The sequence below is a fragment of the Streptomyces erythrochromogenes genome (assembly GCF_040684695.1).
Classification (GTDB): domain Bacteria; phylum Actinomycetota; class Actinomycetes; order Streptomycetales; family Streptomycetaceae; genus Streptomyces; species Streptomyces erythrochromogenes_C.
In genome coordinates, this window is sequence record NZ_JBFBGM010000019.1 from 17535 (window position 1) to 43032 (window position 25498).

The window sequence follows — 25498 nt, forward strand, 5'->3', positions numbered from 1 at the left end:
GGGACCCCCCGGCGCCCCCGCCTCCTCGACGCACGTCGAAAGCTGACGTGCAGTCATGATGATGAAACATCAGTGCGCAAGTCACCAAATTGAGCGAAGATTCCTAGCCATTGTGGCAACATTCAACAATTTTTGCGGCGTGGGCCTTCTTTCGGCCCGTGCGGTCAGTCGTCCAGCAGGCGCCAGGCGGTGAGGGCCAGCCCGGCCCGCATCAGCCCGGCGGGACCGGTCAGTTCGATGCCGAGGGCCTTCGTGATCTGTTCGATCCTGCGGGCGACGCTGCTGTGGTGCAGGTGGAGGCGGTCGGCCGCCCGGCGCAGGGAGCCGGTGGCGCAGAAGGCGTCCAGGGTCTCCAGGTCCTCCGGGTTGCGGGCCAGGCGGGCGATCGCGGCCACGTCGCCGTTGGCGCGCGCGGCCTCCCGGGGGATTTCGGCCAGAAGGGCCAGCGCCCCCAGCTCGTCGTGGCGGACGACCGGTTGGCGTGCGCCCGTGAAGCGGAGGGCGGTCCGGGCCTCCTGCCAGCACCGGGCCGGGTCGTCGGCGGCGCCGATGCCGACGCGGACGTCCGCGGGGAGGGGCTCGGGAAGCCGGTCCGTTTGCGATGCCGTGACGGTGGCCAGGACGACGCCGACGCCGGCGAGCGGCGCCGCCTTCACCGGGCGCCCCGGGCAGAGCAGGCCGGCGACCCGGTCCAGCGGGAGTTCCGACCGTACGGCGGCTACACGGACGGGCAGGTCCGCCGCGAAACCGAGCAGGCGCAGCGCCCGGGCCCGGGCGGCCTCGTCGCAGTCGGAGCTGACGACCAACTCCACCAGGGCGGGGTCTGCCATGGTGGTGCGGGCCGGGCCGTACCGTTCGACCACCGCGGCGACGGCGATGGCGAGCCGGTCCAGCAGTACCTCGTCGAGCGGGTTGGGCGGGCCTGGGCGCTCCAGCCAGACCGTGCCGATCTCCTCCTCGTCGAGGGTGACGGGCGCGGCGGTGGACGCGGAGCCCGGCGGGGCGGACGCGTCGGCGCCGTCGGGCGAGCTCCGGACCACCCGCCCCGAGCCGTGCAGCCGGACCCCGGCCACGCACTCGGCCAGCCCCGCCGAGGACCGGGCCAGTGCGGGCAGGTCCACCCGCCGCCGCATCAGCGTGTCGTAGAACGCGACGACGCGGATCGCGCCTTCCGCGTGCGCGTCCAGTTGCGACAGCCGTGCGGCGAGTGCCTCCATGTCTGGAGGATAGGTCGGCCGGGCCGCGCGGGCGGAGCGCCGATCGGCGCGCGGTCGCGGCGGATCGGGCGACGGACGGCGGGTGGTGGTCCGCGCCCGTCGCCGGTTTCCGTCAGTCGAGCAGGTAGTCGAACCAGATGCGGTGCGTGCCGTCGGCGTCGACGGCCATCCCTCCGGATCCGGAGATCCCCGTCAGGCCGCCCGTGCCGCTGGAGGGCACGATGTGGAAGAACTCCGCGGTGCGGTCGCTGCCGGACGTCGTCGCAGAGTGCACGAAGTTGAACGCCCCCTCCCGCCCGTCCAGCGAGCCCTCGAACGATTCCATGGCCACGTAGGTGCCGACGCCGGTCCCGTGGTCGAACGCGGACGTGAACAGCGTCGCCGAGCGGCCCGCCGCCGCTCCCTCGAAGTGCTTCTCCATCGTCGCCACGCCCACCGGCAGCCCGGTGGGTACGGCCGGCTCGGGCGTCAGCCCGGTCGGGGCGAACGCGGTGACGGTGAACGTTGCCGTAGCTCTCATGTGCCGACCGTACCGAGGGGGTCTGACAACCGCGGTGCGGATCCGGCGGGCGCGTCCACTTTCGACAACATGTTGTCTGTCTGGCATCATGGTGTCATGAATGAAATCGATGCGATCCGTCATCTGCAGGCCGCCCTCGAGCGCGGAGCGGCCGTGCGGCCCAAGGTCGGGGGCTTTCCCCACCTCGCCGAGAGCCTGCGCGAGGCCGGCGTGACCCGCTGCCGCATGGCCGTCCCCTCCAACGCCTTCCTCTACCTGACCGGGCACGGCAACGTCGTCGTCCAGGGCGAACCGCTGGTCACCGGCTTCGCCGTCGTGCCGCCCTTCGACCGGGCGGGCCTGATCGCGGCCCTGCGCGCCGACCAGGCCGGGGAGACCACGTTCCCCGAGTTCGTCCGGGGCTGCTGGAACGCGGGCGTCGTCTGGTACGACGTCGACACCGCCGCCCGCACCTGCACCTACTACGGCGCGGACGGCGAGTCGTACACCGAGGACTACCCGGCCGTCGCGCTCGCCTGAGCGGGACCCGGGACCCGGGATACAGGGAACGGATGGGTGGGGCTCGGGACAGTCCCGGAAGAGGTTCGGCGACGCCCGGGCTGTCGCCGCCGTACGCGGCAGCGACCGTGGCAGACTCGGTGACCTCCGGACCGGCCGCCGCGCAGCGGGCGGGACGTCCCCACCCCCGATGAGCAGCCCACACCCCCGTGGATCGGCCGCGCCCGCCCGCGGCCGCACGCGATCCCGGGCCCGGTCCCGCGGGAGGCCCCGTGCTCCACCGCCTCGCCCACCGCCACCGCCACCGGCATGCGAGGACCGTCGCCCTCGCCGTGGCCGGCCTGGTCCTCGTCCTCACCGCGGGTACCACCGGCGCCGCGGCTCCCACCGCCCCTCACGCGGGGCCTGCGCCCCGTACGGTGGCCGCGACGACCGTCGTGCCCGCAGTACCCGGCAGCGCCACCCCGCTCTCCGGCTACGCCGTCCAGTCCACCGCGAAGGTCGCCGACCCGGCGGAAACCGTGTCCAGCCCCGGCTACCCGGCCACCGGCTGGTATCCCGCGGGCCCCCGTTCCACCGTGCTGGCCGCGCTGCTCGCGGCCGGCGTGTACCCGGACCCCTTCCGCTCCACCCAGCAGGAACTGATCCCCGCCGCGGACTTCACCGTTCCCTGGTGGTACCGCTCCGACTTCACCGTCGCCGACACCACCGCCCGTACCCACCTGGACTTCAGCGGCGTGATCTCCGCCGCCGACGTCTTCGTCAACGGCCGCCGGATCGCCACGGCGAGCACGGTCGCCGGTGCCTACACCCGGCACGAGTTCGACATCACCGCCCTCGTCCGGCGGGGCACCAACACGGTCGCCTTCCGGATCCGGCCCAACAATCCGCGCAAGCACCTCACGATGGGCTGGCTCGACTGGCTGCAGCCGCCGCCGGACGAGAACATGGGCATCGTCCGCGACGTCACCGTCCGCCGCGCCGGCCCCGTCACCGTGCGCGACGCGCACGTGGTGACCGCACTGGCCATGCCGTCCATGGCCTCGGCCGAACTGACCGTCAAGGCACGGGTGCGCAACGACTCCGACGCCACCGTCACCACGACCGTGTCCGCCACCGTGGCCGGGGCGGCCGTCGCCACCCGCGTCACCCTCCCACCCCACGAGACCAGGGCGGTGGTCCTCACCCCCGCCGAACACCCGGCGCTGCGCCTGAAATCGCCCCGCGTGTGGTGGCCGGCCCGCATGGGCCGCCAGCCGATGTACGCGCTCGACCTCACCGCCACCGTGCACGGCGCCCGTTCCGACACCGCCCACCAGGCCTTCGGCATCCGCGACGTACGAGCGCCCCTCAACGCGGACGGCGCCCGCCAGTACGTGATCAACGGCCGCCCGCTCCTCCTCAAGGGCGCCGGCTGGTCACCCGACGCGTTCCTGCGCTGGGACCCGACCTACGTCGAGGACCGCCTCCAGTACGCCCTCGACCTGGGCCTGAACATCCTGCGGCTGGAAGGGCACATCGAGCCCGACGAGTTCTTCGACCTCGCCGACCGCCACGGCATCCTCACCCTCCCCGGCTGGGAGTGCTGCACCAAATGGGAGGGCGAGTTCAACCGCGACGGGGCGGGGGAGCGGTGGACCGCCGCCGACCACACCGTCGCCAGGGCCTCGATGGCCGCCGAAGCCGCCCGCCTGCGCCACCACCCCAGCGTGGTCTCCTTCCTCATCGGCAGCGACGCCGCCCCGAACGAGGAGATCGAGCGCGGATACCTCGACGCGCTGAAAGCCGCCGACTGGACCGCCCCGGTGATCCCCGCCGCCGCGGACGCCGCGTCCCCGATCACCGGCCGCTCCGGCATGAAGATGACCGGACCGTACGACTGGGTCCCGCCCGGCTACTGGTACGACAAGCGCGAAGGCGGAGCGAGCGGTTTCAACTCCGAGACCAGCGCCGGCCCGGACATCCCCACCCTCGACACGCTCCGCCGCATGATGACCCCGGCCGAGCTCGAAACCCTCTGGAAGGACCCGGCCGCAGTCCAGTACCACCGCTCCCCGTCCGCCACCTTCGACACGCTGGAGCTCTACGACGCCGCCCTCACCGCCCGCTACGGAGCCCCGGCGAGCCTGGAGGACTACGTACGCAAGGCGCAGCTCGCCCAGTACGAGAACGTGCGCGCCCAGTTCGAGGCGTACTCCCGCAACGCCAAGGACCCCCAGGACCCCTCCACCGGCGTCATCTACTGGATGTTCAACAGCGGCTGGACCTCGCTGCACTGGCAGCTCGTGGACCGCTACCTCGACCAGGGCGGTGCCTACTTCGGCGCGAAGAAGGCCAACGAGCCCCTGCACGTCCAGTACGGCTACGACAACCACGCGGTGTCCGTCGTCAACAACCGGACCGCGCCGGCGATCGGACTGACGGCCCGGGCGACGCTCTTCGCATCCGACGGAACGCGGGTGTACGACCGCACGGTGACCGGCCTGAGCGTCGCCGGCGGCGGTGCGAGCAGCACGGCGCTGACGCTCCCCGAGACGGTGCCCGGCCTGCCCACCACCTACCTGGCCAGGCTGCTCCTGCGCGACGCGGCCGGACGGGAAGTCAGCCGCAACGTCTACTGGCTCTCCACCGCGGCGGACGTCCTCGACCACGAGCGCGGCGACTGGTACCACACGCCCACCACCTCCTACGCCGATCTCCGCGGGCTGAACTCCATGGCGCGCACGACGGTCGCCGCCACGGCCTCGACGAGGGCGAACGCCTCGGGGACGTCCACGACGACCGTGACCCTGCGCCGTACGGGCCCCGGCGCCACCCCGGCCCTGCTCACGGACGTCCACCTGGTGGGGGCGCGGGGAGAGCCGGTGCTGCCGGTGCGGTGGACCGACAACCAGGTCAGCCTCTGGCCGGGGGAGTCGGCCACGCTCACGGCCACCTACCGGACGGCGGACCTGCGCGGGGCCGCGCCCAGGCTGCGGATCTCCGGCTGGAACACGCCGACGGCCACGGTCCCGGCGGCCTGACGGAGGTCGGGCCACCAGCGCGGCGGCCTCCCGCCCGGCCTGCCGGAGCCGGGCCGGGCGTCAGTTGGCGGGCGGCGTCCAGTCGGCGGGCAGGCCGGACTGGCGCAGGACGGTGGCCAGGCTGTAGTGGTCCTTGTCGGAGGCGATCCGGCAGCGGTTCCCGTCGAGGTCGAGGACGGTGGTCATCGGTACGGCGAACGGCTTGGGCGCGCCCTTGAGGTGGCCGGAGTAGACGGCCTGGACGGTGACGCGGCCCCCGGCGGAGCGGGTGGAGCGGACGGTGACGTGGACGTTGTCGATGAGGGAGTCGGCGCGGGCCTTCCACCCGGAGATCTCCTTGCGGCCGCGGAAGGTGACGGCCACGGCCTCGTCGGTGTAGGTGCCGTCGGCGGTGAACAGGGCGCCGAGGGCCCGCGGATCGGTGCCGTTCCAGGCATCGGCCCAGGCCATGACGATCCCCGGCGTACGCCGGTTGTCGTCCTGCGCCGCATGGGCGGTGGAGGCGGTGCCGCAGAGGGCAGCGGCGGCGGCCAGCACGGTGACGGTACGCAGCGGGCGGGATGTCATGATGGACTCCTTCGTGAGCGGGCGTGCGGGTGCGGGTGCCGGTCGAGCGCGTTGGCGCGCCGCCTCACCCGTCACACACCGTCGCGTCGAACGCTGTCCACTCTCCAGCCCCGCCGGCGCCCTCGACTGCCCACCGCTGTCCACACGTGTCCACGCCGCCCCCGGTCGCGCGGTGCAATGCCCTCTCCGACTGCTTGCGTGATCTGCACTGGCTGCCCGCGGATCACCGCGTCCTGATCGCCGAGGCCGCCGAGGCCGTCGATGCCGCACTCCCGGACGACCCCGACGACCGGCTCGTGCTCTTCAGGACCCTGCTGAGCGCCGGAAGGCGTTGGTCGTACACGCGGAAGCCCGACAGCACCGCACTCGGCAGGCTCGTCCTGGTCCTGTGCTGCGAACCCGCCCGTGTCGCGTGCCTCCAGGAACAGCTGCGGTCGTGCTGGGAAGAACTGACCGCCACCCCTGCTTAGACGCTCGCGTATGCGGATGAGCCTTTCGGCTATGTTCCGTCTCGATCTGTTCGACTTGACTGAGGTCATGACGAACACGACGAAGAACGACACGCAGACCACCGACCAGGCCGTCACTCTCGTCATCGGGGGCACCGGCAAGACCGGCCGCAAGGTCGCCGAGAAGCTCGCGGACCAGGGCCGGACCGTCCGGGTCGGGTCCCGCCGCGGGGAGCCGGCCTTCGACTGGAACGAGCCCGGCACCTGGCTCCCGGCGCTGCAAGGCGTCGACCGGGTGTACGTGACCTACTACCCCGACCTCGCCTTCCCCGGCGCCGTCGAGCAGGTGGGGGCCTTCGCCGAGGTGGCGGTCGCCGCCGGCGCGCGCCGTCTCGTGCTGCTGTCCGGGCGGGGCGAGGAGGCCGCACAGCTCGGTGAGGAGAAGCTGAAGGCCTCCGGTGCCGACTGGACGATCGTGCGGGCGAGCTGGTTCAACCAGAACTTCGACGAGAGCTTCTTCCTGGAGCCGGTGCTGGCGGGCGTGATCGCCCTGCCGACCGCGGACGGGGTCGAGGCGTTCGTCGACACCGAGGACATCGCCGACGTCGTGGTGGCCGCACTGACCGACGACCGGCACATCGGCAGGACGTACGAGCTGTCGGGTCCGCGGCTCATGAGCTTCGCGGACGTCGCCGCCGAGCTGTCGGCGGTCACCGGCCGTGAGATCGCCTACGTACCGGTCTCGGACGAGGCCTACCGCGCGGAACTCCGTGAGCACGGCCTCCCGGAGGACTTCGCCGAGCTGTTCACCCTGATCCTGGACGGGCGCAACGCCCACCTGGTCCACGGGGTCCAGGAGGTCCTGGGCCGGGCGCCCAGGGACTTCGCGGACTTCGCCCGCGAGGCGGCGGCCACCGGCGTCTGGAACGTGCCGTCCGCCTGACCGCACGTCACCCCGCAACGTCGGAGGCGGCAGTGGAGAAGATGTACGCATGGACATGTTGACCGGTCTGCTCGAAGGCCCCCAGGCCCGGGGTGCCTTCCTCCTCAAGTCCGTTCTGAACCCGCCGTGGGCCATGCGGATCGAGGACCGTGCCCCGCTGTCGGTCGCCACGATGGTGCGCGGCCGCGCGTGGATGCTGCCCGACGGGGGCGAGCCGGTGCTGATCGCACCGGGCGACGTGGCGGTGGTGCGCGGGCCGGATCCGTACACCGTGGCCGACGCCCCGGACACGCCGGTGACCGTGACGGTGGGACCGGACCAGCGGTGCAGCACACCGGAGGGCGAGGACGTCACGGAGTCCATGGCACTGGGCGTGCGCACATGGGGAGCGGCCCACCAGCACGCAGGTTCGGCGGTGATGCTCAGCGGCACCTATCAGGCACCGAACGAGATCGGCCGCCGGCTGCTGGGCGCACTGCCGCAGATCCTGGTCAGGCCGGCGGGAGCGGCGGACGCGACGCTGATCGACCTGCTCGCCTCCGAGATCTCGAGCGAGGAGCCGGGCCAGGAGGTCGTGCTCGACCGGTTGCTGGACCTCCTGCTGATCGGGGTGTTGAGGGCGTGGCCGTCGGCGGCGGACTCCGGGGCACCCGCCTGGTTCCGGGCCCAGAGCGATCCGGTGGTGGGTCCCGCGTTGCGGCTGCTGCACGAGAACCCGGCCCACGGGTGGACCGTGGAGGAACTGGCCGTACGGGTGGGGGTGTCACGGGCGTCGTTGGCACGCCGGTTCAGGGAGGTGATGGGGGAGCCGCCGGTCGGCTATCTGACGGGCTGGCGGCTCGCGTTGGCGGCGGACATGCTGCGGGAGCCGGACGCCACGGTCGAGAGGGTGGCCCGCCGGGTCGGGTACGGCAGCGCGTTCGCACTGTCCGCGGCCTTCAAACGGGTCCGGGGGATGAGTCCGCAGGCGTTCCGTGCGGGCACGGCCGGGCCCGGCGCCGGGCCGGCGCCCGGGCCCGGGCCCGGGGGCACGGTGGTGCTCAGTGCACCTGCGGCGCGGCCCCGGCCGTCGGGGCGGGGGTGAGTGCGCCGACCCGTTCCTCACCTATGAGTTCGCCGGTGGGGGCGAAGCCGAGGCCGAGGTAGAAGGGTTCGGGGCTGCCGGGGCCGGCGTGCCAGCTGACGTGCACCGTCCGGTGTGTGCCGCGCCGCAGGATCTCCTCGACGACGGCGCCAACGGCGAAGCGGCCGTAGCCCTTGCCCTGGCGGTCGGCGTCGATGTTCAGGCGCCAGATGCCGCTGCGCCGGTCGTTCGGATCGGCGGCCGGGTCCCACACGATGTCGTGGAAGGCCATCACGAAGCCGACGACGTCGTCGCCGTCGACGACGGCCCTCGGCCAGGCGCTGGTGGGGTGGATGTACGCCTCGGCGAGGGACTTGACCACGGGGGAGACCAGGTGGGCCTGGTCGGGGCGTACTTGTACAGCGCACACCGCGTCGAAGTTGTCGGCGGTGACGGGTTCCAGTCGCAGGGTCCGCTGCGGCGGGACGATCATGGCGGGCATGGCCTCACCCTAACGCCGACCCGGCCTCCCCCGCCCGGGGGAGACGGCACCCCCGGGCGGGGGAGGCCGCGGACCGGGACCAACTGAGACCTTGAAGGCAGCGGGTGAGTAGTCGACTCCCCACTCCTGATGGAGGTCTGACCATGCAAAAGTTCCCTGCCGTCGTCGCGCCCGGCCCGATGCGCTCCGGTCCCGGCCGACATCTCGACCCCAGACTCCTCCCGCTGTCAAGACACGAACTTCCGAGGCATGACCCGTGGTCCCGCGGTGGTGTGTGGTGGACGTCAGTACCGCCCCACTGCGACACGGGAGAGGTGAGTGGCGATGGCTCCTCAGGACGAGCGGTGTGCGTCGACCCTTCGGGCGGTCCGGCGCTGGGTGGCCGCCGACCGGGTTCCGGTGGAATCCGACGGCCTCGCCCTGGCCCGGTCCCTCAACGAACACGTGCGGCGGACGGGAAAGCACTTCCTGCCCAAACGCATGCTGATTCACCTGAGCGAAATCCGCCACCGCAATGCGGCGGGGCTCCCCTTTCTCCACGCCTTTCTCGACTCTCTGCTGGACAAACACGAAGACCGCTTCCGGAATCGCACCTATCTTTCGCTGCCGGTCCTGGAGCTCCTCCTGGACGAAGGGATTTCCGAGGTGGGTGCGGACCGGATGGCCACCCTGCTCATGGCCGATGTCATACGGTTCGAGACGGGAGCGGCGGGCGGGTCGCGGGAGGGGCCCGGCCGGGGTCGGCCAGACGCGGAGACCGTGAGTACGAGGCTGCGGCACGCCTTGAGGTTCGTTGCCCAGGGCATCGGCGCATCAGGGGAGGGCGACCTGCCGTCCCGTCTGGACGGCAGCCGTGGGACGCGCCTGGAAGACGTCGTGGAGCACTTGCCCCGGCCGCCGGCGACGGCCCCCTGGTCGTGGTTCGACGTGACGGTCCAGCCGGTCTACGTGCTGCACGACGAATACTTCTTCATCCGCATTCTCCAGGCCCACGAGATGCTTTTCACCGCAATATCGGACCAGGTAGCATCGGCTGTTTCGGTATTGCGGGAAGGATATCCGGAAGAGTGCGCGGAGCGAATAGAAGGTGCGGTCGCGATGTTCGGGCGAGCCGCCGGGCTGTTCCGCACGGTCGCCACGATGCGGGCGGAGCACTTCTCCGCCTTCCGCCACTACACCCAGGGGGCCAGCGCCATCCAGTCCGAGCAGTACAAACGCTTCGAGAGCCTCTGCGGTGTGCCGCCCGCTGCGCGCCTGCACTCGACCGCCTTCACGAGCGTGCCCGCCGTCCGAACCGCGACGCTGGACCCCGCCCACGACACCATCACCCGCGCCTACCTCGACCTCCGCCGCGAAGGAGGGCAGGGCGGGGCGGCCTGGAGCCGCCTCGACGCCGCGCTCGGCCGGCTGGAGAGCAGTCACCAGCGCTGGAAGTCGGCCCACCGCGGCCTCGCCGCACGCATGCTCGGCGACGCGCACGGTTCCGGGTACACCGACGGCGTGCCGTATCTGACCGATGCCCTGGAGAACCGGCTGTTCCGGCACCTGCCCTTCACCCGCTGAAGCGGCACGGTCTCAGGGGAAGCGGAGAGTGCCGAGAAGCCGTTCGTGCATGACCTTCAGGGCCCAGGGCGGTCGACCACCGGGTGAGGTCAGTAGCCGTCCCACCGGGCGTAGCAGTCGCGGGGCCGGTCCCCTTTGCCCCCGCGCTTCTTCCAGCCGCTGGGGTCGTCGTTTCGGTAGGGGTACCACCAGCCTTCCCGCTTCGCCTGGCCGAACTCCTCGATGTCGTTCTTCGAGAGGGTCAGGCAGAACTTCTTGACGATGGGCTTCCCGTCGCTCCGCCGGTGAAAGGTCAGGGTCCCCTGGTAGTCGGCGGCCTTGAAGTTCCAGTCCTCTGCGACGAAGCTGAAGATGGGCTGCTGCGGCTTGTCCGGAGGGATCAGGATGGGGTTGGGGTCGGTGGCGTGCTTGTAGCTCGCCTCGATGGGGTCCCCGAACTTGATCAGCTCGTCCCACCAGAAATGTGCGCGGGATCGGTCGGACGGATCGGTGGGCACCATCGTGAGTTCCACCTTCGTGATGATCTCCAGGTCCTCGGTCTGGGCCGGTGCGGTGATGGTCGGCTGCACGAAAGAGTAGGCGTTGCCGGTGCTCTTCTGCCCCATGCGCAGGACGTGCGGCACGAACACCTCGACCTTGGGCGGCTTGATGACCACAAGGTTGTAGATGGAGAGGCCCAGGGCCGCGAGACTGGTGATGATGGGCGTCCAGGTCTGCAGCCCGCCGAACCACGGGTGCGCCGGCGCGGGTCGCTCCGGCAGCGGCTTGTCCATACCTCCAGGCTGAGAGCGCCGAGGCGGACCGGCAAATGCCAGGGACCGCCTGAGTGAAAGCAAGAGCTACTTGTAACAGGCCAGAGGTCCCGCTCCCTGCCCGCGGTGCACCAGGGTCCGGTGCCCGACGCGGCCGCGCCGCCCGGGGCCTCGCCTCCGTACGGGCGCGCCGCGGGGGCGACCGCGGCCTCAGCGGATGCCGGTACACGCGCCGCGGCCGCTGCGTCTCCGCCCGGGCGGGCCTGCGCCAGGGTGACGTCACCCGGGCGTCGTGCGTTGGTACGGGCATGGATGACGTGGTGGACCTGCTGGACGCACTGTTGGACGGGGTCACCGAGCCCCGCCTGAAGCTGATCGGCGCGGACGAGGCGCGGGCTCTGGTCGTGCTCCTGGGGCTGCTCGAGGACGGCGGGCAGCCCGAGGAGATCCGCCGGGCCGCGGGGGACATGCGGTACCGCATCAGCACCCGCCTGGCCTGAGGCCACGGCGTGTCTGCCGTGCCCCGGTGCGGGAGCGCGGTACAGGTGGCGGAGGCGCCCGCTGGGACGGAGGGGGCGTCGCGGCGGGACGGGCGGGAGCGGGAGCGTGGCGTGTGGTGATGGTCGGACTGTTCTGGGTGACCGCGGACGCCGTGTACGTGGGTTCACCGCCGACCGCCATCGGTGACTGCGTCCGGCTGACCTCCGACGGGCTGGAGGCCGTGGACCGTGACGATTCCCGGGCCTGGACCTGGGCGGAGCTGCGCTCCGCCGTCGTCGAGGACGTGCCCACCGCGGGCACGGCCGGCCGCGTGTCGAGGCTCCTGGGGTCCATGGCGTCGGCCGCGGCCGGGGCCTTCATCGGGGAAGGCCAGCCCGAGATGCGACTGCGGCTGGAGACGGAGGCAGGCCCGCAGGAGGCGACCGTGTACGCGGCGGCGGCCGGCGGATCCGAGGCTCAGGAGGCCGCGCTCTCCCAGGACCTGCTCGCCCGCCTCGTCGCCGGGACCGCAGACCCGGGCGCCACCGGGGCGTGGGGACGCGAGCCCGCCCGAGAGGGCACACCCGAGCCCGCCGTCCGGAAAGCCCTGCTGCAGACCTGGGCCCGGCCACGGGCCTGATGACAGGGCGCGCCCGACCCCGGCGAGGAGGATGACGGAACTGCGGGGCCTGCTGGCCCCCGCGGAGCAGAACCTGGCGGACTCAGTGCACCTGGCCGGCCCGTGGGCGGCCCCTCACCTCGCGGCTGTTGTGACAGTGGTCGACATGAGGGCTCATGCTGCTGCTTCGTATTTCGAAAGGCCTTCGGCAGATTCGGCACTTGGCTGGTGTGCTCATCGACGGAAAGTACACCGGTGCCCGGGTCAGCGGATTGGCGCCGGAGGCTCGTAGTACGCGGAGTCAAGCCGGACGCCGCGCACCCACTCGGTGAGCATGCCGCGGTCGATCGCGAGCGGGCGCTGCCTGCCCCGGTTGCCGAGGCGACAACGGGCGGTCAGGCGTCAGGGTCGACTTCGGGGTGCGTGAACCGCACAGGCTTGCCCAGCGACCGGGCGTAGGCGACTTCGGCTCGGGTGCTGTCTCCGATGTAGTCGCCGACGACGAGCACCTCATCAGCGAGACGGACCTTCGCCCGGTGCAGATCGTCGAGGCGAACCTTCAGCGCCGCGGCCTCGACGGGATCGGACCGGAGTTCGTGCGGCGACTTCATGTCACAGCCCGGTTTGACGACGATCCTTCCGGCTTTGGTCTCCCGCAGATCGGCCTCGTTCATCTCGGTCATGAAGCGGGTGGAGCCGCAGATCACGACGATACGCGGGAGGCTCAACAGCGTCTTCGCTTCGGCGAGCTTTTCCTCGGGGGTGAGTACTTGAGGGTATGACACTGGTTCCTCCTGGTGGTGTGGCCCAAGGGGCGCCTGCGGAGAAGAGAACGAGGCCCCGGGGCACACCGTCCTGCGCTCACCGATCGCCTACGATCACTGACCCCTTGGACCAGATCATTCAGCGGCGATCCAGCCCCCGGTGCAACCGGTTCGTGCGCGGTTCACTGGTTCGAGCAAAAGCGGGGCCGCAGGGCGGCCGTGCCGGCGACGTTGCACTCCCGCTGACGTGCTACGTCGTCCGGCTCCGCGGCCGTCGCCCGCGCGCCGGCCGTGCCTGCGCCCGTACAATGACAACAAGTTCCCGAACTGTCATCGTGCTGTCGATTGCAGGGATTGCTGGAGGGATGTGACGTGCCGGAACAGCTGGCGCTGCTGGTGGCGGACGTGTTTGAGGCAGCCGGCCTGCTCCGCAGGATGGGGGAGGGCGTCGCAGCGGCCGAGGGGCAGACCCAGGCCCGCTGGCAACTGCTCAGCGTGGTCTCCGAGGAGCCGCTGACCGTCGCCCGGGCCGCCCGCCGCCTGGGGATCGCCCGCCAGGGAGTGCAGCGGGTCGCCAACGACCTGGTCCGCGAGGGTCTCGCGGGCTTCCACCCGAACCCGGACCACCGCGGATCACCGCTCCTGGCCCTCACCCCGCTCGGCCGCACCACACTGGAGCGGATCACCGACCGTGCGAGCGCCATCCACCGGGTACTGACCGCCGACATCGACGCGGCGGACATCGCCGCCACCCGCGGCCTCCTGCACCGTCTGATCGACGAGGTGCACCGCTACGAGGAACAGGCCACCGCCGACTAGGAGCGGTCCGGGACGGCCCCGACCGCCCGCGCGACGAGGTCGTGGATCAGGAACTCACCGGGTCTGCGGTTCTCCTTGAGGCGGACCAGGTCGTCCCTGCCGAACCACCCGTAGGCGGAGTGCTTGGTCCACTCCAGCGCGGGAGCGTCCAGGTCGCCGTCGACCTCGACGAGATAGTCGGCCTCGTGGCGCAGCCCGCCGCCGTCGTCCCCCGTCCAGGTGCTGGTGCCGAGGAAGCGCCGCACGCGGCGCAGGCGCCAGCCGGTCTCCTCCTCGACCTCGCGCGCGAGGGCCTCCAGCAGCGTTTCGCCGGCCTCCACATGGCCGCCCACGATGTCCCATGTGTCGGGAAACAGCCGCCGTTCGGCGCTGCGTTTCTGCGCGAAGGCCGCGCCGTGCCGGTCGAGGATGACGGCGCCGACGGTCCACACCTCGCCCGCCGCGGGAACGGGCACCTCGACACCGGGGTCGACGATGTACGACGGCTCGTGAACGGACATGCCCGACAGCCTATGCAGCCCCCGCGCCGCCCCCTTCACCGGCCTGCGGAGGCCCGCCGGGCGATGTGGACGCGCAGCAGGTCCGACGCCAGGTGGTGACCGTAGAGGCCGGCCTGTTCCATGGGCGTACGCCCGTTGGGAGCCACCCGCTCGGGATCGGCGCCGAAGGCCAGCAGGACCGCCGTGGTGTGCACGGTCAGCGGTTCACCGCTCTGGAGCGCGCCGTCGCCCTCGGTGTCGATCGCATGCGTCAGCAAGGTCATGTTGCCGAACACCTCATCCGGATCGGCGCCTTCGGCCAGCAATCGGGCCAAGGTCTCGGCATCCTCCAGCTCCACCGCCTGGTGTGCGGGCGACCAGTAGTCACTCATCAGGGCATTCAACAACCGGCACGCCACCTGCACCAGGGATATTCGAGGCGACGCACCGGGGCGAACCCGGCTCGCAGCCGCCGCGTAGGGTCGGTGCATGCGTGATCTGAGAGACCAGAGGCACGGAAGTGACGGCGGGCCGGCAGGGGCCGGAGCCGTGGTGTTCGTGTGCGCCGCGTGCGGGGCTGCGCTGACCGGTCCGCTCACCCCGCTGCCCGCGGTGCCGGAAGCCCCGTACCACGCCTGGTCGCCGGACGACGAGCCCGGTCCGCTGCCGGCGACCGTGCCGTCCGGCCGCTACGCGATCGAAACGGAACCGTTCGGTGCCCCCTTGGTCGTCGCCGAGGTACCGGGACCGGTGATGCCGCGTTTCGGCGGGTACTGGAACGCGGACGGCAAGCCGCTGGTGTCGCGTGGCCCGCGGGGCAACATCGTCGTCAACCCGGACGACGCACGCGGCCTCGCACTGCAGCACGCCGCCCACGCCTGCTGCGGAGCCGGCCCGGACGGCGGATTGAACCAGCTCTGCGCCTGCGGAACCCTCGTCGCGACCCTCTCCTCCGACTGCGCCATGCCGTACGAACTCCACCTCTCCGCCGCCCACGTCCGGGCGGTCCAGCCGTGACGCGGAGTCAGCCTGCCCCCGAGGACGACGACGCGCTCATCGCCCGGCTCCGGGCCCGCGCAGGGGACCCGGGCCTCCGCTTCGACCGGGCCGGCCTGCCCGAGGCATGGATCCGCGAACGCTACGGCGCCGACCACGTGGAACGGATCCGCTCCGACATCGTCTCGTACGGCAGCGACGGCACGGTCGAACTCGCTTCCGGGCGGGAGGAAGTGGCCGCCTACTTCGCAGACGCTCCACGGGGCCCCTTGTTCGCCCCGCTCTGCCCTGCCGACGTCGACGAGGCGGAGCGCGCGATCGGCCGCCGCCTGCCCCGGCTGCTGCGCCGCGTCTACACGGAGGTGGCCGACGGGGGTTTCGGCCCCGACGGCGGACTCGCCTCCCTCGCCCGGGGCAATCGTGCACCGGATCATCTGTGGGACTGGACGTCCGCGGTGGACGTGTACGAACGCAATCGCGCAGCCGGCACCGTGCCCGCGTCGTGGTTCTTCCTCACCGGCGGCGGCTGCTCGATGGAGTGGTACGTCTCGCTGGCCGCCGTCGACCATCCTGTACTGCTCTACGACGCCGACGGCTGGGCGGCCGACCGGGGCGAGGACCCGCACGACGGGCTCCGGTACGCCACCGCCTCGCTCAGGCGCTGGCTGTGGACCTGGGCAGACGGCGACCACGTGTGGGAGGAGGTTCTCGCCCACGGGCGGGCCGAAGAGTGACCACTGCGGGCCGTCCGCTGGGACAATCACGGGATGCACCTCCGCATCGAAGCCACCGACCTGCCCGGCCCCGCCTTCACCCCCTCCGGGGCGCCGCCGTTCCGCAACGTCCACGTGGCGGTCCAGCGCCGCGACCGCCCGGCCGAACTCCTCGACCCGCAGCCCGGTGACGCCCCGTCGGCGACATGGACCCTGGAGTGCACCGCGCTCGCCGCACCGGCGGGGACAGACGTCAAGGGCCCCTACGTCCAGGGCCGTCCGGGCAGCCGGTTCGTCTACCTGTCGTGGAACGCGGTCGACGAGGCGGGCACCTTCACCATGTTCCGGCGGGCCAAGCTGATGCTGGACGCCGTCCCCGCGCCCGTACTGGACGCGGCGGTGCGCGGCGGGCTGCTCGTCGGACGACTCGGCCTGACCGACGCCTACGGGGGCCCCTTGTGCGCCCGGGTCGTGCCGCCCCGCATCACCTGGAGCGCCCAACAGGCCGCGTGAAGACAGGGCGGGCGGCAGACCTGTGCTCAGGAACAGTCGAAGCGGTCCTTGACCGGACGCCCGGGGCAGCGCCGGCACTCGAAGAGGTAGAGCCCGCCCGCGTCACCCAGCATCAGACCGGCGTCCTCGTACCGGACGCCCCGGTCCTCCACGGGAGCCCACGTCAGCCGGGACGCGGCGTCGGCCTCCCAGCTCTCCACGGTCAGCAGGTGGTCCATCCGCTGCCCGCACCCCGAACAGTCGGGCCACTGCGGGTCCTGGCACCAGCCCGGATACCCGCCCAGCTTGGTCCCCGGCGCGGTGGACAGGTGGGACTGGTAGTCCCATCCCGTCTCCGCCTCCAGCTGCTCGAACCGCGGCTCCAGCAGATCCCACAGCTCGTCGGGCAGGTCCCAGCTCGGATACTCCTCGACCACTTCCGGGTGGACGACGCACGGCTTCGGGATCCTCCCGTACGGGATCCCGCCACCGACCGCCGGTGCCTCGCGGACGGCACCGACGGCCGCCGCGTCCCGCCAGCGCACCTCGGGAACCACCCAGCATCCGTCGTGGGGCCGCGGGCACCACAGCACTTGCAACAGGTCGCACCCGGCCGGGAACGGTACGAGGCCCAGGGCGTCGGCGGCGCGCACCTGCACGACCGGCACCATCGGAGAGCGGTGGTGGTCCGGACACACGGGCCAGGGCTCATCCCGCGGCCACAGCAGTGGACCGCCGACCGAACTCTCCCGGTACGTGGGAGCGCCGGCCCGCGGATGCAGCCGGACCGTGCGCTTCCGGAGCGGGGCGACCTCGGGGAACAACTGCTCCACGTCCAGCGGTCGGGGAGGCGTACGGCGGGTCACGAGGCGCAGGCTACGTGCACGGCTGCCGACGGCCGTCATCCACCGACGCAGGCGGTTGTGCGCCCCCGAGGGGAGTCCTGCCGTACGCCCTGCCTCCACTGCCCGCACCACCGCATCGGATGGACTCGGTGCGCTCCACTCGGTCGGCGTGCTGCGCAGGGCATGACGGTTTAAGGCAGGTGGCCGAGTAGCTCGCTCAGGTGGTGAGCAGTTCGGCTATCTCATGGGCGAGCTCCGGCCCGAGCGAGCCCCAGCCGCCCTTGTAGCCGTACACACTCCCCAGGGTGCGGGCGTCGTAGTCGCCGTTCAGGATGTCTATGTCGGTGGGGGTGATGAGCGACGGGTGGGGGACACCGACGGCGCCCGAGACCCTCAGCAACTCCTTGCGCAGGGTGCGCAGGTACATCGCGACCCGGATGCCCTTGGAGGGCGCGTCGATGCCGCGCGCCAGCCACGGGTTCTGGGTGGCGATGCCGGTGGGGCACTTGTCGGTGTGGCACTTCTGGGCCTGGATGCAGCCGATGGACAACATCGCCTCACGGCCCACGTTGATCATGTCGACGCCGAGGGCGAACGCGACGACGGCGTTCTCGGGAAGGCCGAGCTTGCCGGAGCCGATGAAGGTGATGTCGTCGGTCAGGCCCCGCTCGGCGAACTCGCCGTAGACGCGGGAGAAGCCCACGCGGAACGGCAGGGACACCGAGTCGGCGAAGATGAGGGGAGCCGCCCCGGTGCCGCCCTCGCCACCGTCGACGGTCACGAAGTCGACGCCCCGCTCACCCTGCTCCATCAGCGTGGCGAGTTCCTCCCAGAAGTCCATCTCCCCGATGGCGCTCTTGATCCCGACCGGCAATCCGGTCTCCGTGGCCAACAGTTCCACGAAGTCGAGCATCGAGTCCACGTCGTGGAACGCTGTGTGCCGCGACGGCGAAGCGCAGTCCTTGCCCGCAGGAATACCGCGGATCGCGGCAATCTCGTCGGTCACCTTCGCGCCCGGCAGCATGCCGCCGAGCCCCGGCTTCGCGCCCTGCGAGAGCTTGATCTCGATCGCCTTGACGGGCGCTCCCGCGACCACGGACTTGAGCTTGTCGAGGTTGAACGTCCCGTCCTCGTTGCGGCAGCCGAAGTACGACGTACCGATCTGGAGGACAAGGTCCCCGCCGTTGAGGTGGTAGGGCGACAGGCCGCCCTCGCCGGTGTTCTGCATCGTCCCGGCTTGCGCCGCGCCCTTGTTGAGCGCCGTGACGGCCGCGCCGGACAGCGAGCCGAAGCTCATCGCCGAGATGTTGACGACGCTCGCCGGGCGGAACGCCTTGGCGCGGCCGCGCGGTCCGCCGAGCACCTTGGCCGAGGGCAACGCCGCTTGTGGGTCGCTCAGATCGGGCAGCGCACCGGCGAACGTACGCTGCTTCACGTATGCATGCCCCTGCTCGTGCTCGATGTCGTTGTCGGTGCCGAACCCGAAGTAGTTGTTCTCCCCCTTCGCCGACGCGTAGATCCAGCTGCGCTGGTCACGGCTGAAGGGACGCTCCTCGTCGTTGGACGTCACGATGTACTGCCGTAGCTCGGGGCCGATCGTCTCCAGCACATACCTGGCGTGTCCCACCAGGGGGAAGTTCCTCAGCAGCGCGTGCTTCTTCTGCACGAGGTCGCGGACGGCCACCAGCGCCAACCCCGTAGCGGCTGCCGCACCTATGCTCCGAGCACGCATCACAATCGTTCCTCTCCTCGACCGGCCGAACCTCACGCCGGCCGTCTACCCCGCGCCGCGGAAATGCCACGCGATGCCGGGGACCAGCCGGCACCGCCCTTGCGGGAGGGCCGCCGCGCGGCCCGTGCGGGGGTCGGGCCGCGCCGCGGGCGGGTCAGAGCGCCGAATCGAGGTGCCCGAGGTGCTTGATGAGGTTCATGTTCTCGGCGTAGTCCACCGGGCAGTTGATGATCGACACACCCGGGTCCGCCAGTGCCTCACGGAGCGTCGGCAGCAGGTCCCCGGCGGACTCGATGTGGTAGCCCGTCGCGCCGAAGCTGCGGGCGTACTGGACGATGTCCGGGTTGCCGAAGTCGGTGTTGGAGTTTTCCCCGACCTCCAGGTCCATCTTCCACTTGATGAGCCCGTAGCCCTTGTCCTCCCAGATCAGCACGGTCAGCGGAATGTTCTCGCGGACCGCCGTCTCGATCTCCTGGGAGTGCATGAGGAACGAGCCGTCGCCGACCGCCGCCAGCACCTTCGTCTGCGGCCTGGCGAGCTGAACCGCGAGCGCGCCGGGCAGAGAGAAGCCCATGGTGGACAAGCCGTTGGAGATGAGGCAGGTGTTCGGCGCGTACGTCGGGTAGAGCCGGGCCATCCACATCTTCAGCGCGCCGGTGTCGACCAGCACGATGTCGTCGCGACCGAGCGCGGCGCGGGTGTCGGCGATGACGCGCTGCGGGGCGAGCGGGTAGCGCTCGTCCGCGGCGCCCTGCTCGAGTTCATTGGCCAGCAGCGCGCGGGTGGCCGTGGTGTCTTCGTCGTCGATGGTCCAGCGCAGGCCGTCGAGTTCGGTGGTGAGGGCGTCGAGGGAGGCAGAGATGTCGCCGATGATGCCGACGTCGACCGAGTAGCTGTCGTCCACCTCCGCCGGGACGCGGTGGATGTGGACGATCTTCTTGTCACCGTCCGGGTTTATCCGGGACGGGTCGAACTCCTGCAGCTCGTAGCCGACGGCGATGATGACGTCGGCCTCCTCGAACCCGAAGTTGGTGTAGTCGCGCCGCATGAAGCCGAACGTGCCGGTCGCGCACGGGTGGTCGTCGGGCAGGACGCCCTTGCCGTGGAAGGTGGTCGCCGTCGACGCGTCGAGTGCGGTGGCGAACGCCGTCAGCGACTCCGCGGCGCCGCCGCGCGCCGCGCCGTGTCCGGCGAGGATCACCGGCCGGCGGGCCTCCCGCAGCAGCTCCGCCGCTCGCTTGATCTGCCTCGGGGACGGTGCCTCGGGCTGCACGACGTTCCTGCGCAGCGGACGCAGGTCCGAGCCGTCCGCCGCCGCGTCGACGTCCTCGGGCACGGCGAGATAGACGGCGCCGGGCCGCTCGGACTCCGCGGTCTTGAACGCGCGCCGCACCATCTCGGGGATGGCCCGGGTGGCCGGGACCTCCGCCGACCACTTCGTGACCGGGGCGAACATGCTCACCAGGTCCACGAACTGGTGGGACTCCTTGTAGTTGCGCGCCTTGCCGACCTGCGCGGTGATCGCGACGACGGGCGTGCTGTTCGTCATGGCGTCGGCGACGCCCAGCATCAGGTTGATCGCGCCGGGCCCCAGCGTCGCGGACATCACACCCGCCGAGCCGGTGAGCCGTCCGTGCATCTCCGCCATGAAAGACGCGGCCTGCTCGTGCCGGGCGAGGATGTAGCGGATCTTCTCCGAGCGGGCGAGGGCGTTGGTGAAACGGATGTTCTCCTCGCCGGGTACGCCGAACACCACCTCGACGCCCTCGTTCTCCAGGCAGCGAACCAGGAGTTCGGCCGCTCCGTCGGGGGTCTGCTTCCGGTGCTCGGCGTCGCTCACGCTGATCGTGTCCTCTCCTGAGTTGTGGCCGCGCCGATGGGCGGGCCGGTCAGCCGTCTACCCCGGCCGGCCGCACTCACAAGCTCACGCCGGACCAGAAGGAAGCCAACCGCGTCCTCGCGATCGGACGGACACCGGGCAAGCACGGCTTCGCCCATCAGTACCGGCGTGGTAAGCGGTCGTTGTCAGGCGTGGGACGGACACCGCGCCCCGGGCAACTCGATGTCCGGCGTTGGGCAGGGCACGGGGGATGGTGGAGTGCTCCCGTTCGGGATGCGGATCCCGGTCGCTGTGACGTACGTCCGGCGCGCCTGTGCGGGGTGCCGGGTGTCATCGTCCTCGACGGCAGCCGGCTGGACCTGCCCGTCCGGGGCGCCGCGGAGCACGTCCGCGAGCGCAGCCGGGCGTGAACATCCCCAAGGCGCTTCGGCTCGTGTCCGATCTCGCCTTCCCGCGGGCCGGTTGCCGCGACGTCGCCGCATGGGTTGCGCAGTTCAACGCCCGGAACGCGCTGCATGCCCGCGGCTCGAGGTAGCGCCGCGGCATCGCACGCCCGTGGTCTGGCGCCCGGCCGGACCCGGTGGGCGTGCAGCCGGGTGCGGTGTGCCGCCTCTGGCGGACTGGGGTTCCGTCGGTGGTGGTTCCGGTGTGGGTCAGGCACACTCCGGTGCTGGCGTTGCGTACGGACACCTGGAGTCCCGGGCCCAGGGGCAGGACGTCCCAGTTCTGGGATCCGGTCCCGTTGCAGGTGGTGTGGGTGTCGCGGCAGCAGTTCCTGACGTAGGCCAGGACCGCAGTGTTGTGGCGTGCGTACAGGTCGGCCATCGCGGCTCCGGCCGTGCCGGTTCGGAGCATGGGCGCCAGCTCTTCGTCCGGCAGGTCGCCCAGGTGCGGGTGGGCAGGGTGGTTCATGGCGGCTGTACTCCTGCGGGGCCGGACCGCCCGCCGCCCCCCGGGACCGCCCGCCGGGGCGGACCTGCCGGGAGGCATGTGCGGAGGCCGACTGCCCGCGGAACTCTGAGGGCGTCGGCGGGTACCCCCGACGGCGACACGGACGGCCCGTACGGGCCCGGACTTTTCGGGCGGGTCGCGGTGGAGGGCGGGCCGGGCGTCCGGCTGCCCTGCGCGGGCCGATCCCCGGCGACCGGCTCACGGCGTGGCTCCGGTCTGGAAGAGGTAGGCCGTGGCGGGCCGGGTGTAGGCGATGCCGCGGCCCGTCGCGTGGAGCTGTTCGCGGGTGGGGTGGGGCGGTGTGCGGGGCTGCAGGTAGCGGTCGAGGCCGTCGGTGGTGAGTCGGTGGCGGCCCGCGCGGTGGTGGACGACCCCGGCGAGACGGTACGCGGGGTCGACGGCGGCGAGGCCGGCGTCGGCGTGGCTGTTGTTGACCAGGAGCCAGCCGCCCGGTTTCAGGCACCGCGCGACGTGTTCGGAGACCGGGCCGGCGTAGAGCGAGATGGCCAGGTCCCACTCGGCGTCGGGGAGTTCGCGCAGCGTACGGGTGTAGTCGCCGGCCACGAACTCGATCCGCGGGCTCTGCGCGTAGTGCCGGTGCCGGCGGGCCAGGCCGAGGGCGGCGCCCGGCTCGGCGAAGGCCCTGCGGGCCCGTGGGTCGGAGTCGAGGTAGGTGACGTCGGGCAGGGCGTAGGAGGGGGAGAGGTCGAGGTAGCTGCCCGGGTAGAGGGCACGGCGGGCGCCGGTGTGGGCGGCGACGGCGAGGAAGAGGCCGGTGCGGTCGCCGATGTGGCGCATGTAGTCGGTGAACTCGGTGGAAGCGTTGCTGGTCATGGCGGCTGCTGGCTCCGGTGGGGTGTCGGGCGGGGGCGGCGGGGGAGAGGGCGCGTGGTGCGGCCGGGTCAGCGGCTGTGGGCGAAGTGGATGGCGTCCGCGGCCGCGGCTCCCGCTCCGGCGGCGCTCATGGCGCCCTGATCCCACCGGGTGGTGAGGTCGCCGGCGGCGTACAGGCCCGGGAGGCCGGTCCGGCCGCCCGGGCCGACGGCGACGGATCCGTTCTCGTCGAGTGCCAGACCGAGGGTCGAGGTGAGCCGGGTGACGAGCGGGACCTGCTGCTGGGGAAGTGACCACAGCAGGGTCCGGCGCCCGATGAGGGTGCCGTCGGCCAGCTCCACGGCGTGCAGGTCCCCGTCGCGGTGGTGCAGGCGGGTGATCTCGCCCTCGACGAGGTCGCTGCCGGCCGCCCGCAGTGCCCCGCGGGTCTCGGCGGCGCGGGCCATCCCCGGGGGTGTGATGGCGATGACGTCGGCGGACCAGGCGTCGAAGGCCCGGGCGGCGGTCGCGGCGTGGTCGGGGTCGTCCGCGACCAGCCCCCAGGTGCGGTCCGCGTTCTCCCAGCCGACGCAGAACGGGCAGTGGATCACGGTGCGGCCCCAGCACTCGGCGAAGCCCTCGACGCCCACGGGGTGGACGTCGATCACCCCGGTGGCCAGGAGCACGGTGCGCGCCCAGGCGCTCGTACCGTCGTCCAGAGCGACGTGGAAGCCGCCCGCCCCCCGGCCGGGGCGATGTCGCGAGCCGCCACCTCGCGCCGCTGGGCCAGGCCGTAGCCGTCCAGCTCCGCCCAGGCCCGTGCCCGGACCTCGGCCGGAGTCGCCCCTTCCAGGCCGATCATGCTGTGTACGCCGCGGGAGGCGGCGTTACGGGGCGGGGCCGGGGACTCCAGCACCAGCGTGCGACAGCGGTAGCGGGTCAGGGCAAGGGCCGCGGTGAGGCCGGCGGGGCCGCCTCCCACGATCACGGTGTCGTATGTGTCGTGGGTGGTGAACGTGTCGTACGTGTCGCTCTGCGCGAGCGGGTCCATGAGCTCCTCCAGGGGACGCCGAAACGAATGACCGACGGTCATACTACTGACCAACGGTCATTCGCTCGTATCCGTTCCCGCTCGCGGAGCCGAAAACGTGACACCCTGGAGGCCTTGAGAACCGCGACTGACCGGACACCGGTCAGTCGCGTCGCCGCCCAGTGAGGAGCCCCCGTGCCCGCCCAGCCCACCGGCCGCTTCCAGCCCCCGGACGTCCGCCGCCGGCAGATCCTCGACGCCGTGGCCGCGCACCTGCTGGAGGACGGCTACGAGGCGCTGACCATCAGCAAGGTCGCCGCCCGGGCGGGCGTCGCCAAGGGCACCGTCTACCTCTACTTCGCCTCGAAGCAGGAGCTCCTCGCCGCCCTCCAGGCCGAGATGTGGGACCTCATGCTGGAAGCCCCCGCCGCGCTCCTCGAACGCCCCGGGCTCTCCTGGGCCGAGCGGCTCGACGGGCTCGTCGCGGCCTGGGTCTCCGCCGAACGGGAGCACCAGGAGCTCTACCACCGGCTCTTCCACGAGCTCGGCGCCGCCGGTGAGGAACCCATGGACCGGGCCCGCGACCTGCTCGTCACGATCCTGACCGAAGGGAACGAGGCCGGCGAGTTCGACGTCGCCGACCCCGGGCTCACCGCCGACTTCCTCACCCACGCCTACGCCGGGCCCTGCCACCACGCCCCGGACGCCGGCGCCGACGTCACGGCGGCCGTCCAGACGCTCTTCCGCAGGGTGGTCGCCGCCCGGGCCTGAAAAAGGCGCTGCGCGGCCACGCGCGGCCCGCCGCGTCTTCCTCTCAGCCCCGCAGGATGCGGTCCTTCTGGACCGCGAATTCCGTCTCCGTCAGAACTCCCTGTTCACGGAGCGCGCCCAGGCGCTCCAAGGCGCTCAGGGCCTCGTCGGTCAGGCCCCCGGACGGTCCCCCGGACGTCCCGCCGGACGGGCCTGCGGAAGGCCCCTGCGTCGCAGGCGGTGCGGCGGCGGCCGGGGCCTGCGGCTGCTCCACTGTCTGTTGCGCGGCGGCCCGTTCGGCCTGGTGCCGGGAGACCCGGCCCGACACGGCGGTCGCGGTGCCGGCGACGACTGCGGTGCGTGCGGCGACGCCGATGACACCCGGCCGTCCGGCACGTCTCAGGGGGCGGCCCAGCATGGTCCTCACCTTGCCCTTCTTGATCAGGCGATCAGGCGATCAGGCGGCGTCCTCGTACGCCCGCTCCACCACGGCCGCCGGGATGCGCTCGTGCGCCACGAGCTCACCGCCCGCCCTGCGGATGGCACCGGTGATACCGGCGGCCCAGGTGTCCTCCCAGACCAGCATCGCCGCGGACGAGTTCGGCACCAGGTCCTCGGCGATCAGCGCGAGGTCCTCCTCGCTGAACAGACCGCCCACCTCGCCCTCGATGTCGTCGAACACCGACGCCTCCGAGGGGTCGAGGGCGTCCAGTTCGACGAACGACACCGATCCGTCCTCGTCCTTCTTGATGAAGGTCAGGTCGAGGATCCGTACCGTGCCGCTGGCCACGAGGGCCTTCAGCTCCGGGGCTATCTCGCCGCGGAACCGGTTGCCGGGGAAGGCGATGACCACGTACTCGACGGGTCCGATGTCCATGTCCGCTGTCCTTCCTCGCGGCGTTCTCGTGCGCCGGCGCGCATCGGGCGTGCTTCCAGGATGCGCCCCGGACCGCGGCGCCGCCTCACCGCGCCACGCCATGCGGCGGGCGCACCGGCACGCCCGGGCCCGACACACGCCGTTGCGCGTGCGTGCCCGCCGTGACTGACTTGATCGACACACCGGACCACCACGACGGGG

At 71.8% G+C, this 25498-nt stretch carries 29 protein-coding genes; 13 read left to right on the forward strand and 16 right to left on the reverse strand.

Annotation, left to right across the window (positions count from 1 at the left end; all coding sequences use genetic code 11):
- Window positions 1-164 precede the first annotated feature (164 nt).
- The gene (locus AB0O53_RS25405) at window positions 165-1217 is read right to left on the reverse strand and encodes a PucR family transcriptional regulator (protein WP_365198479.1); all 1053 of its coding nucleotides are present in this window, start codon (window positions 1215-1217) and stop codon (window positions 165-167) included.
- Between the two features lie 112 nt (window positions 1218-1329).
- Entirely contained in the window at window positions 1330-1737 is a 408-nt protein-coding gene (locus AB0O53_RS25410) for a DUF3224 domain-containing protein (protein ID WP_365198481.1), read from the reverse strand.
- A 96-nt stretch (window positions 1738-1833) separates the two neighbouring features.
- Between AB0O53_RS25410 and AB0O53_RS25415 the strand changes: the two genes are divergently transcribed.
- The gene (locus AB0O53_RS25415; protein WP_365198484.1) at window positions 1834-2256 is read left to right on the forward strand and encodes a DUF1398 family protein; all 423 of its coding nucleotides are present in this window, start codon (window positions 1834-1836) and stop codon (window positions 2254-2256) included.
- A gap of 251 nt (window positions 2257-2507) precedes the next feature.
- Complete coding sequence (locus tag AB0O53_RS25420) at window positions 2508-5258, forward strand: glycoside hydrolase family 2 protein (RefSeq protein WP_365198486.1); 2751 nt, start codon at window positions 2508-2510, stop codon at window positions 5256-5258.
- A 60-nt stretch (window positions 5259-5318) separates the two neighbouring features.
- On the opposite strand, the gene AB0O53_RS25425 is transcribed toward AB0O53_RS25420, so the two are convergent.
- Window positions 5319-5825: a nuclear transport factor 2 family protein gene (locus AB0O53_RS25425; protein WP_351001994.1), complete on the reverse strand. Its 507-nt coding sequence runs from the start codon at window positions 5823-5825 to the stop codon at window positions 5319-5321.
- Between the two features lie 146 nt (window positions 5826-5971).
- On the opposite strand from AB0O53_RS25425, the gene AB0O53_RS25430 reads away from it, so the two are divergent.
- The 3 genes from AB0O53_RS25430 (at window position 5972) to AB0O53_RS25440 (ending at window position 8301) form a co-directional block, all read left to right on the forward strand.
- The gene (locus AB0O53_RS25430; RefSeq protein WP_435886672.1) at window positions 5972-6295 is read left to right on the forward strand and encodes a barstar family protein; all 324 of its coding nucleotides are present in this window, start codon (window positions 5972-5974) and stop codon (window positions 6293-6295) included.
- 67 nt (window positions 6296-6362) lie between these two features.
- On the forward strand, window positions 6363-7217 hold the full coding sequence (locus tag AB0O53_RS25435; RefSeq protein WP_351001990.1) for an NAD(P)H-binding protein: 855 nt from the start codon (window positions 6363-6365) through the stop codon (window positions 7215-7217).
- 49 nt (window positions 7218-7266) lie between these two features.
- Complete coding sequence (locus tag AB0O53_RS25440) at window positions 7267-8301, forward strand: AraC family transcriptional regulator (RefSeq protein ID WP_351001988.1); 1035 nt, start codon at window positions 7267-7269, stop codon at window positions 8299-8301.
- Here AB0O53_RS25440 and AB0O53_RS25445 read toward each other — a convergent pair.
- Window positions 8258-8782: a GNAT family N-acetyltransferase gene (locus AB0O53_RS25445; RefSeq protein ID WP_351001986.1), complete on the reverse strand. Its 525-nt coding sequence runs from the start codon at window positions 8780-8782 to the stop codon at window positions 8258-8260. The genes AB0O53_RS25440 and AB0O53_RS25445 overlap by 44 nt on opposite strands.
- A gap of 324 nt (window positions 8783-9106) precedes the next feature.
- Here AB0O53_RS25445 and AB0O53_RS25450 point away from each other — a divergent pair, with 324 nt between their 5' ends.
- The gene (locus tag AB0O53_RS25450) at window positions 9107-10345 is read left to right on the forward strand and encodes a tryptophan 2,3-dioxygenase family protein (protein WP_365198492.1); all 1239 of its coding nucleotides are present in this window, start codon (window positions 9107-9109) and stop codon (window positions 10343-10345) included.
- Window positions 10346-10434: 89 nt separating this feature from the next.
- Here AB0O53_RS25450 and AB0O53_RS25455 read toward each other — a convergent pair whose 3' ends face one another.
- Window positions 10435-11118: a hypothetical protein gene (locus AB0O53_RS25455; RefSeq protein ID WP_365198495.1), complete on the reverse strand. Its 684-nt coding sequence runs from the start codon at window positions 11116-11118 to the stop codon at window positions 10435-10437.
- A 287-nt stretch (window positions 11119-11405) separates the two neighbouring features.
- Here AB0O53_RS25455 and AB0O53_RS25460 point away from each other — a divergent pair, with 287 nt between their 5' ends.
- Together AB0O53_RS25460 and AB0O53_RS25465 are read left to right on the forward strand one after the other, a co-directional pair.
- A complete protein-coding gene (locus tag AB0O53_RS25460) occupies window positions 11406-11597 on the forward strand; it encodes a hypothetical protein (RefSeq protein ID WP_351001980.1) in 192 nt (63 codons plus the stop codon).
- Window positions 11598-11710: 113 nt separating this feature from the next.
- Window positions 11711-12217, forward strand: coding sequence for a hypothetical protein (locus tag AB0O53_RS25465; RefSeq protein WP_365198497.1), 507 nt, complete (start codon window positions 11711-11713; stop codon window positions 12215-12217).
- Window positions 12218-12591: 374 nt separating this feature from the next.
- Here AB0O53_RS25465 and AB0O53_RS25470 read toward each other — a convergent pair whose 3' ends face one another.
- Entirely contained in the window at window positions 12592-12981 is a 390-nt protein-coding gene (locus tag AB0O53_RS25470; RefSeq protein WP_351001974.1) for a hypothetical protein, read from the reverse strand.
- Window positions 12982-13332: 351 nt separating this feature from the next.
- Between AB0O53_RS25470 and AB0O53_RS25475 the strand changes: the two genes are divergently transcribed.
- Window positions 13333-13779, forward strand: coding sequence for a MarR family winged helix-turn-helix transcriptional regulator (locus tag AB0O53_RS25475; RefSeq protein WP_351001972.1), 447 nt, complete (start codon window positions 13333-13335; stop codon window positions 13777-13779).
- Here AB0O53_RS25475 and AB0O53_RS25480 read toward each other — a convergent pair.
- Both AB0O53_RS25480 and AB0O53_RS25485 read right to left on the reverse strand, forming a co-directional pair.
- Complete coding sequence (locus AB0O53_RS25480) at window positions 13776-14279, reverse strand: NUDIX hydrolase (RefSeq protein WP_350995435.1); 504 nt, start codon at window positions 14277-14279, stop codon at window positions 13776-13778. The genes AB0O53_RS25475 and AB0O53_RS25480 overlap by 4 nt on opposite strands.
- A gap of 35 nt (window positions 14280-14314) precedes the next feature.
- Window positions 14315-14650, reverse strand: coding sequence for an ankyrin repeat domain-containing protein (locus AB0O53_RS25485; RefSeq protein WP_365198501.1), 336 nt, complete (start codon window positions 14648-14650; stop codon window positions 14315-14317).
- A gap of 97 nt (window positions 14651-14747) precedes the next feature.
- Between AB0O53_RS25485 and AB0O53_RS25490 the strand changes: the two genes are divergently transcribed.
- Genes AB0O53_RS25490 through AB0O53_RS25500 form a run of 3 tightly spaced genes read left to right on the forward strand, consistent with a single transcriptional unit; the run spans window position 14748 to window position 16480 of the window.
- Entirely contained in the window at window positions 14748-15275 is a 528-nt protein-coding gene (locus tag AB0O53_RS25490) for a hypothetical protein (protein ID WP_350995439.1), read from the forward strand.
- Window positions 15272-15988, forward strand: a complete 717-nt coding sequence (locus AB0O53_RS25495; protein WP_350995441.1) for a hypothetical protein — start codon at window positions 15272-15274, stop codon at window positions 15986-15988. The genes AB0O53_RS25490 and AB0O53_RS25495 overlap by 4 nt, the downstream gene beginning before the upstream one ends.
- 33 nt (window positions 15989-16021) lie before the next feature.
- Window positions 16022-16480 (forward strand): DUF5990 family protein, encoded by a 459-nt coding sequence (locus AB0O53_RS25500; RefSeq protein ID WP_350995443.1) that lies wholly within the window; start codon window positions 16022-16024, stop codon window positions 16478-16480.
- 26 nt (window positions 16481-16506) lie between these two features.
- Here AB0O53_RS25500 and AB0O53_RS25505 read toward each other — a convergent pair whose 3' ends face one another.
- The 6 genes from AB0O53_RS25505 to AB0O53_RS25530 all read right to left on the reverse strand — a co-directional run bounded on the left by AB0O53_RS25505 (window position 16507) and on the right by AB0O53_RS25530 (window position 23691).
- Complete coding sequence (locus AB0O53_RS25505) at window positions 16507-17325, reverse strand: YwqG family protein (RefSeq protein ID WP_350995444.1); 819 nt, start codon at window positions 17323-17325, stop codon at window positions 16507-16509.
- 196 nt (window positions 17326-17521) lie between these two features.
- Window positions 17522-19036: an FMN-binding glutamate synthase family protein gene (locus AB0O53_RS25510; RefSeq protein WP_365198505.1), complete on the reverse strand. Its 1515-nt coding sequence runs from the start codon at window positions 19034-19036 to the stop codon at window positions 17522-17524.
- Between the two features lie 154 nt (window positions 19037-19190).
- On the reverse strand, window positions 19191-20876 hold the full coding sequence (locus AB0O53_RS25515; protein ID WP_365198507.1) for an acetolactate synthase large subunit: 1686 nt from the start codon (window positions 20874-20876) through the stop codon (window positions 19191-19193).
- Between the two features lie 1149 nt (window positions 20877-22025).
- Window positions 22026-22661, reverse strand: a complete 636-nt coding sequence (locus tag AB0O53_RS25520) for a class I SAM-dependent methyltransferase (protein WP_350995450.1) — start codon at window positions 22659-22661, stop codon at window positions 22026-22028.
- A 68-nt stretch (window positions 22662-22729) separates the two neighbouring features.
- Window positions 22730-23326, reverse strand: coding sequence for an FAD-dependent oxidoreductase (locus AB0O53_RS25525; protein ID WP_350995452.1), 597 nt, complete (start codon window positions 23324-23326; stop codon window positions 22730-22732).
- Entirely contained in the window at window positions 23305-23691 is a 387-nt protein-coding gene (locus AB0O53_RS25530; RefSeq protein ID WP_350995454.1) for an NAD(P)-binding protein, read from the reverse strand. The genes AB0O53_RS25525 and AB0O53_RS25530 overlap by 22 nt, the downstream gene beginning before the upstream one ends.
- Before the next feature lie 174 nt (window positions 23692-23865).
- On the opposite strand from AB0O53_RS25530, the gene AB0O53_RS25535 reads away from it, so the two are divergent.
- Window positions 23866-24441 carry a TetR/AcrR family transcriptional regulator gene (locus AB0O53_RS25535; protein ID WP_350995456.1) on the forward strand — a complete coding sequence of 192 codons (576 nt, stop codon included), beginning with the start codon at window positions 23866-23868 and terminating at the stop codon, window positions 24439-24441.
- A 43-nt stretch (window positions 24442-24484) separates the two neighbouring features.
- On the opposite strand, the gene AB0O53_RS25540 is transcribed toward AB0O53_RS25535, so the two are convergent.
- A complete protein-coding gene (locus AB0O53_RS25540) occupies window positions 24485-24838 on the reverse strand; it encodes an SHOCT domain-containing protein (RefSeq protein WP_350995920.1) in 354 nt (117 codons plus the stop codon).
- Between the two features lie 39 nt (window positions 24839-24877).
- Complete coding sequence (locus AB0O53_RS25545; RefSeq protein ID WP_350995458.1) at window positions 24878-25297, reverse strand: DUF6325 family protein; 420 nt, start codon at window positions 25295-25297, stop codon at window positions 24878-24880.
- Window positions 25298-25498: the final 201 nt, after the last annotated feature.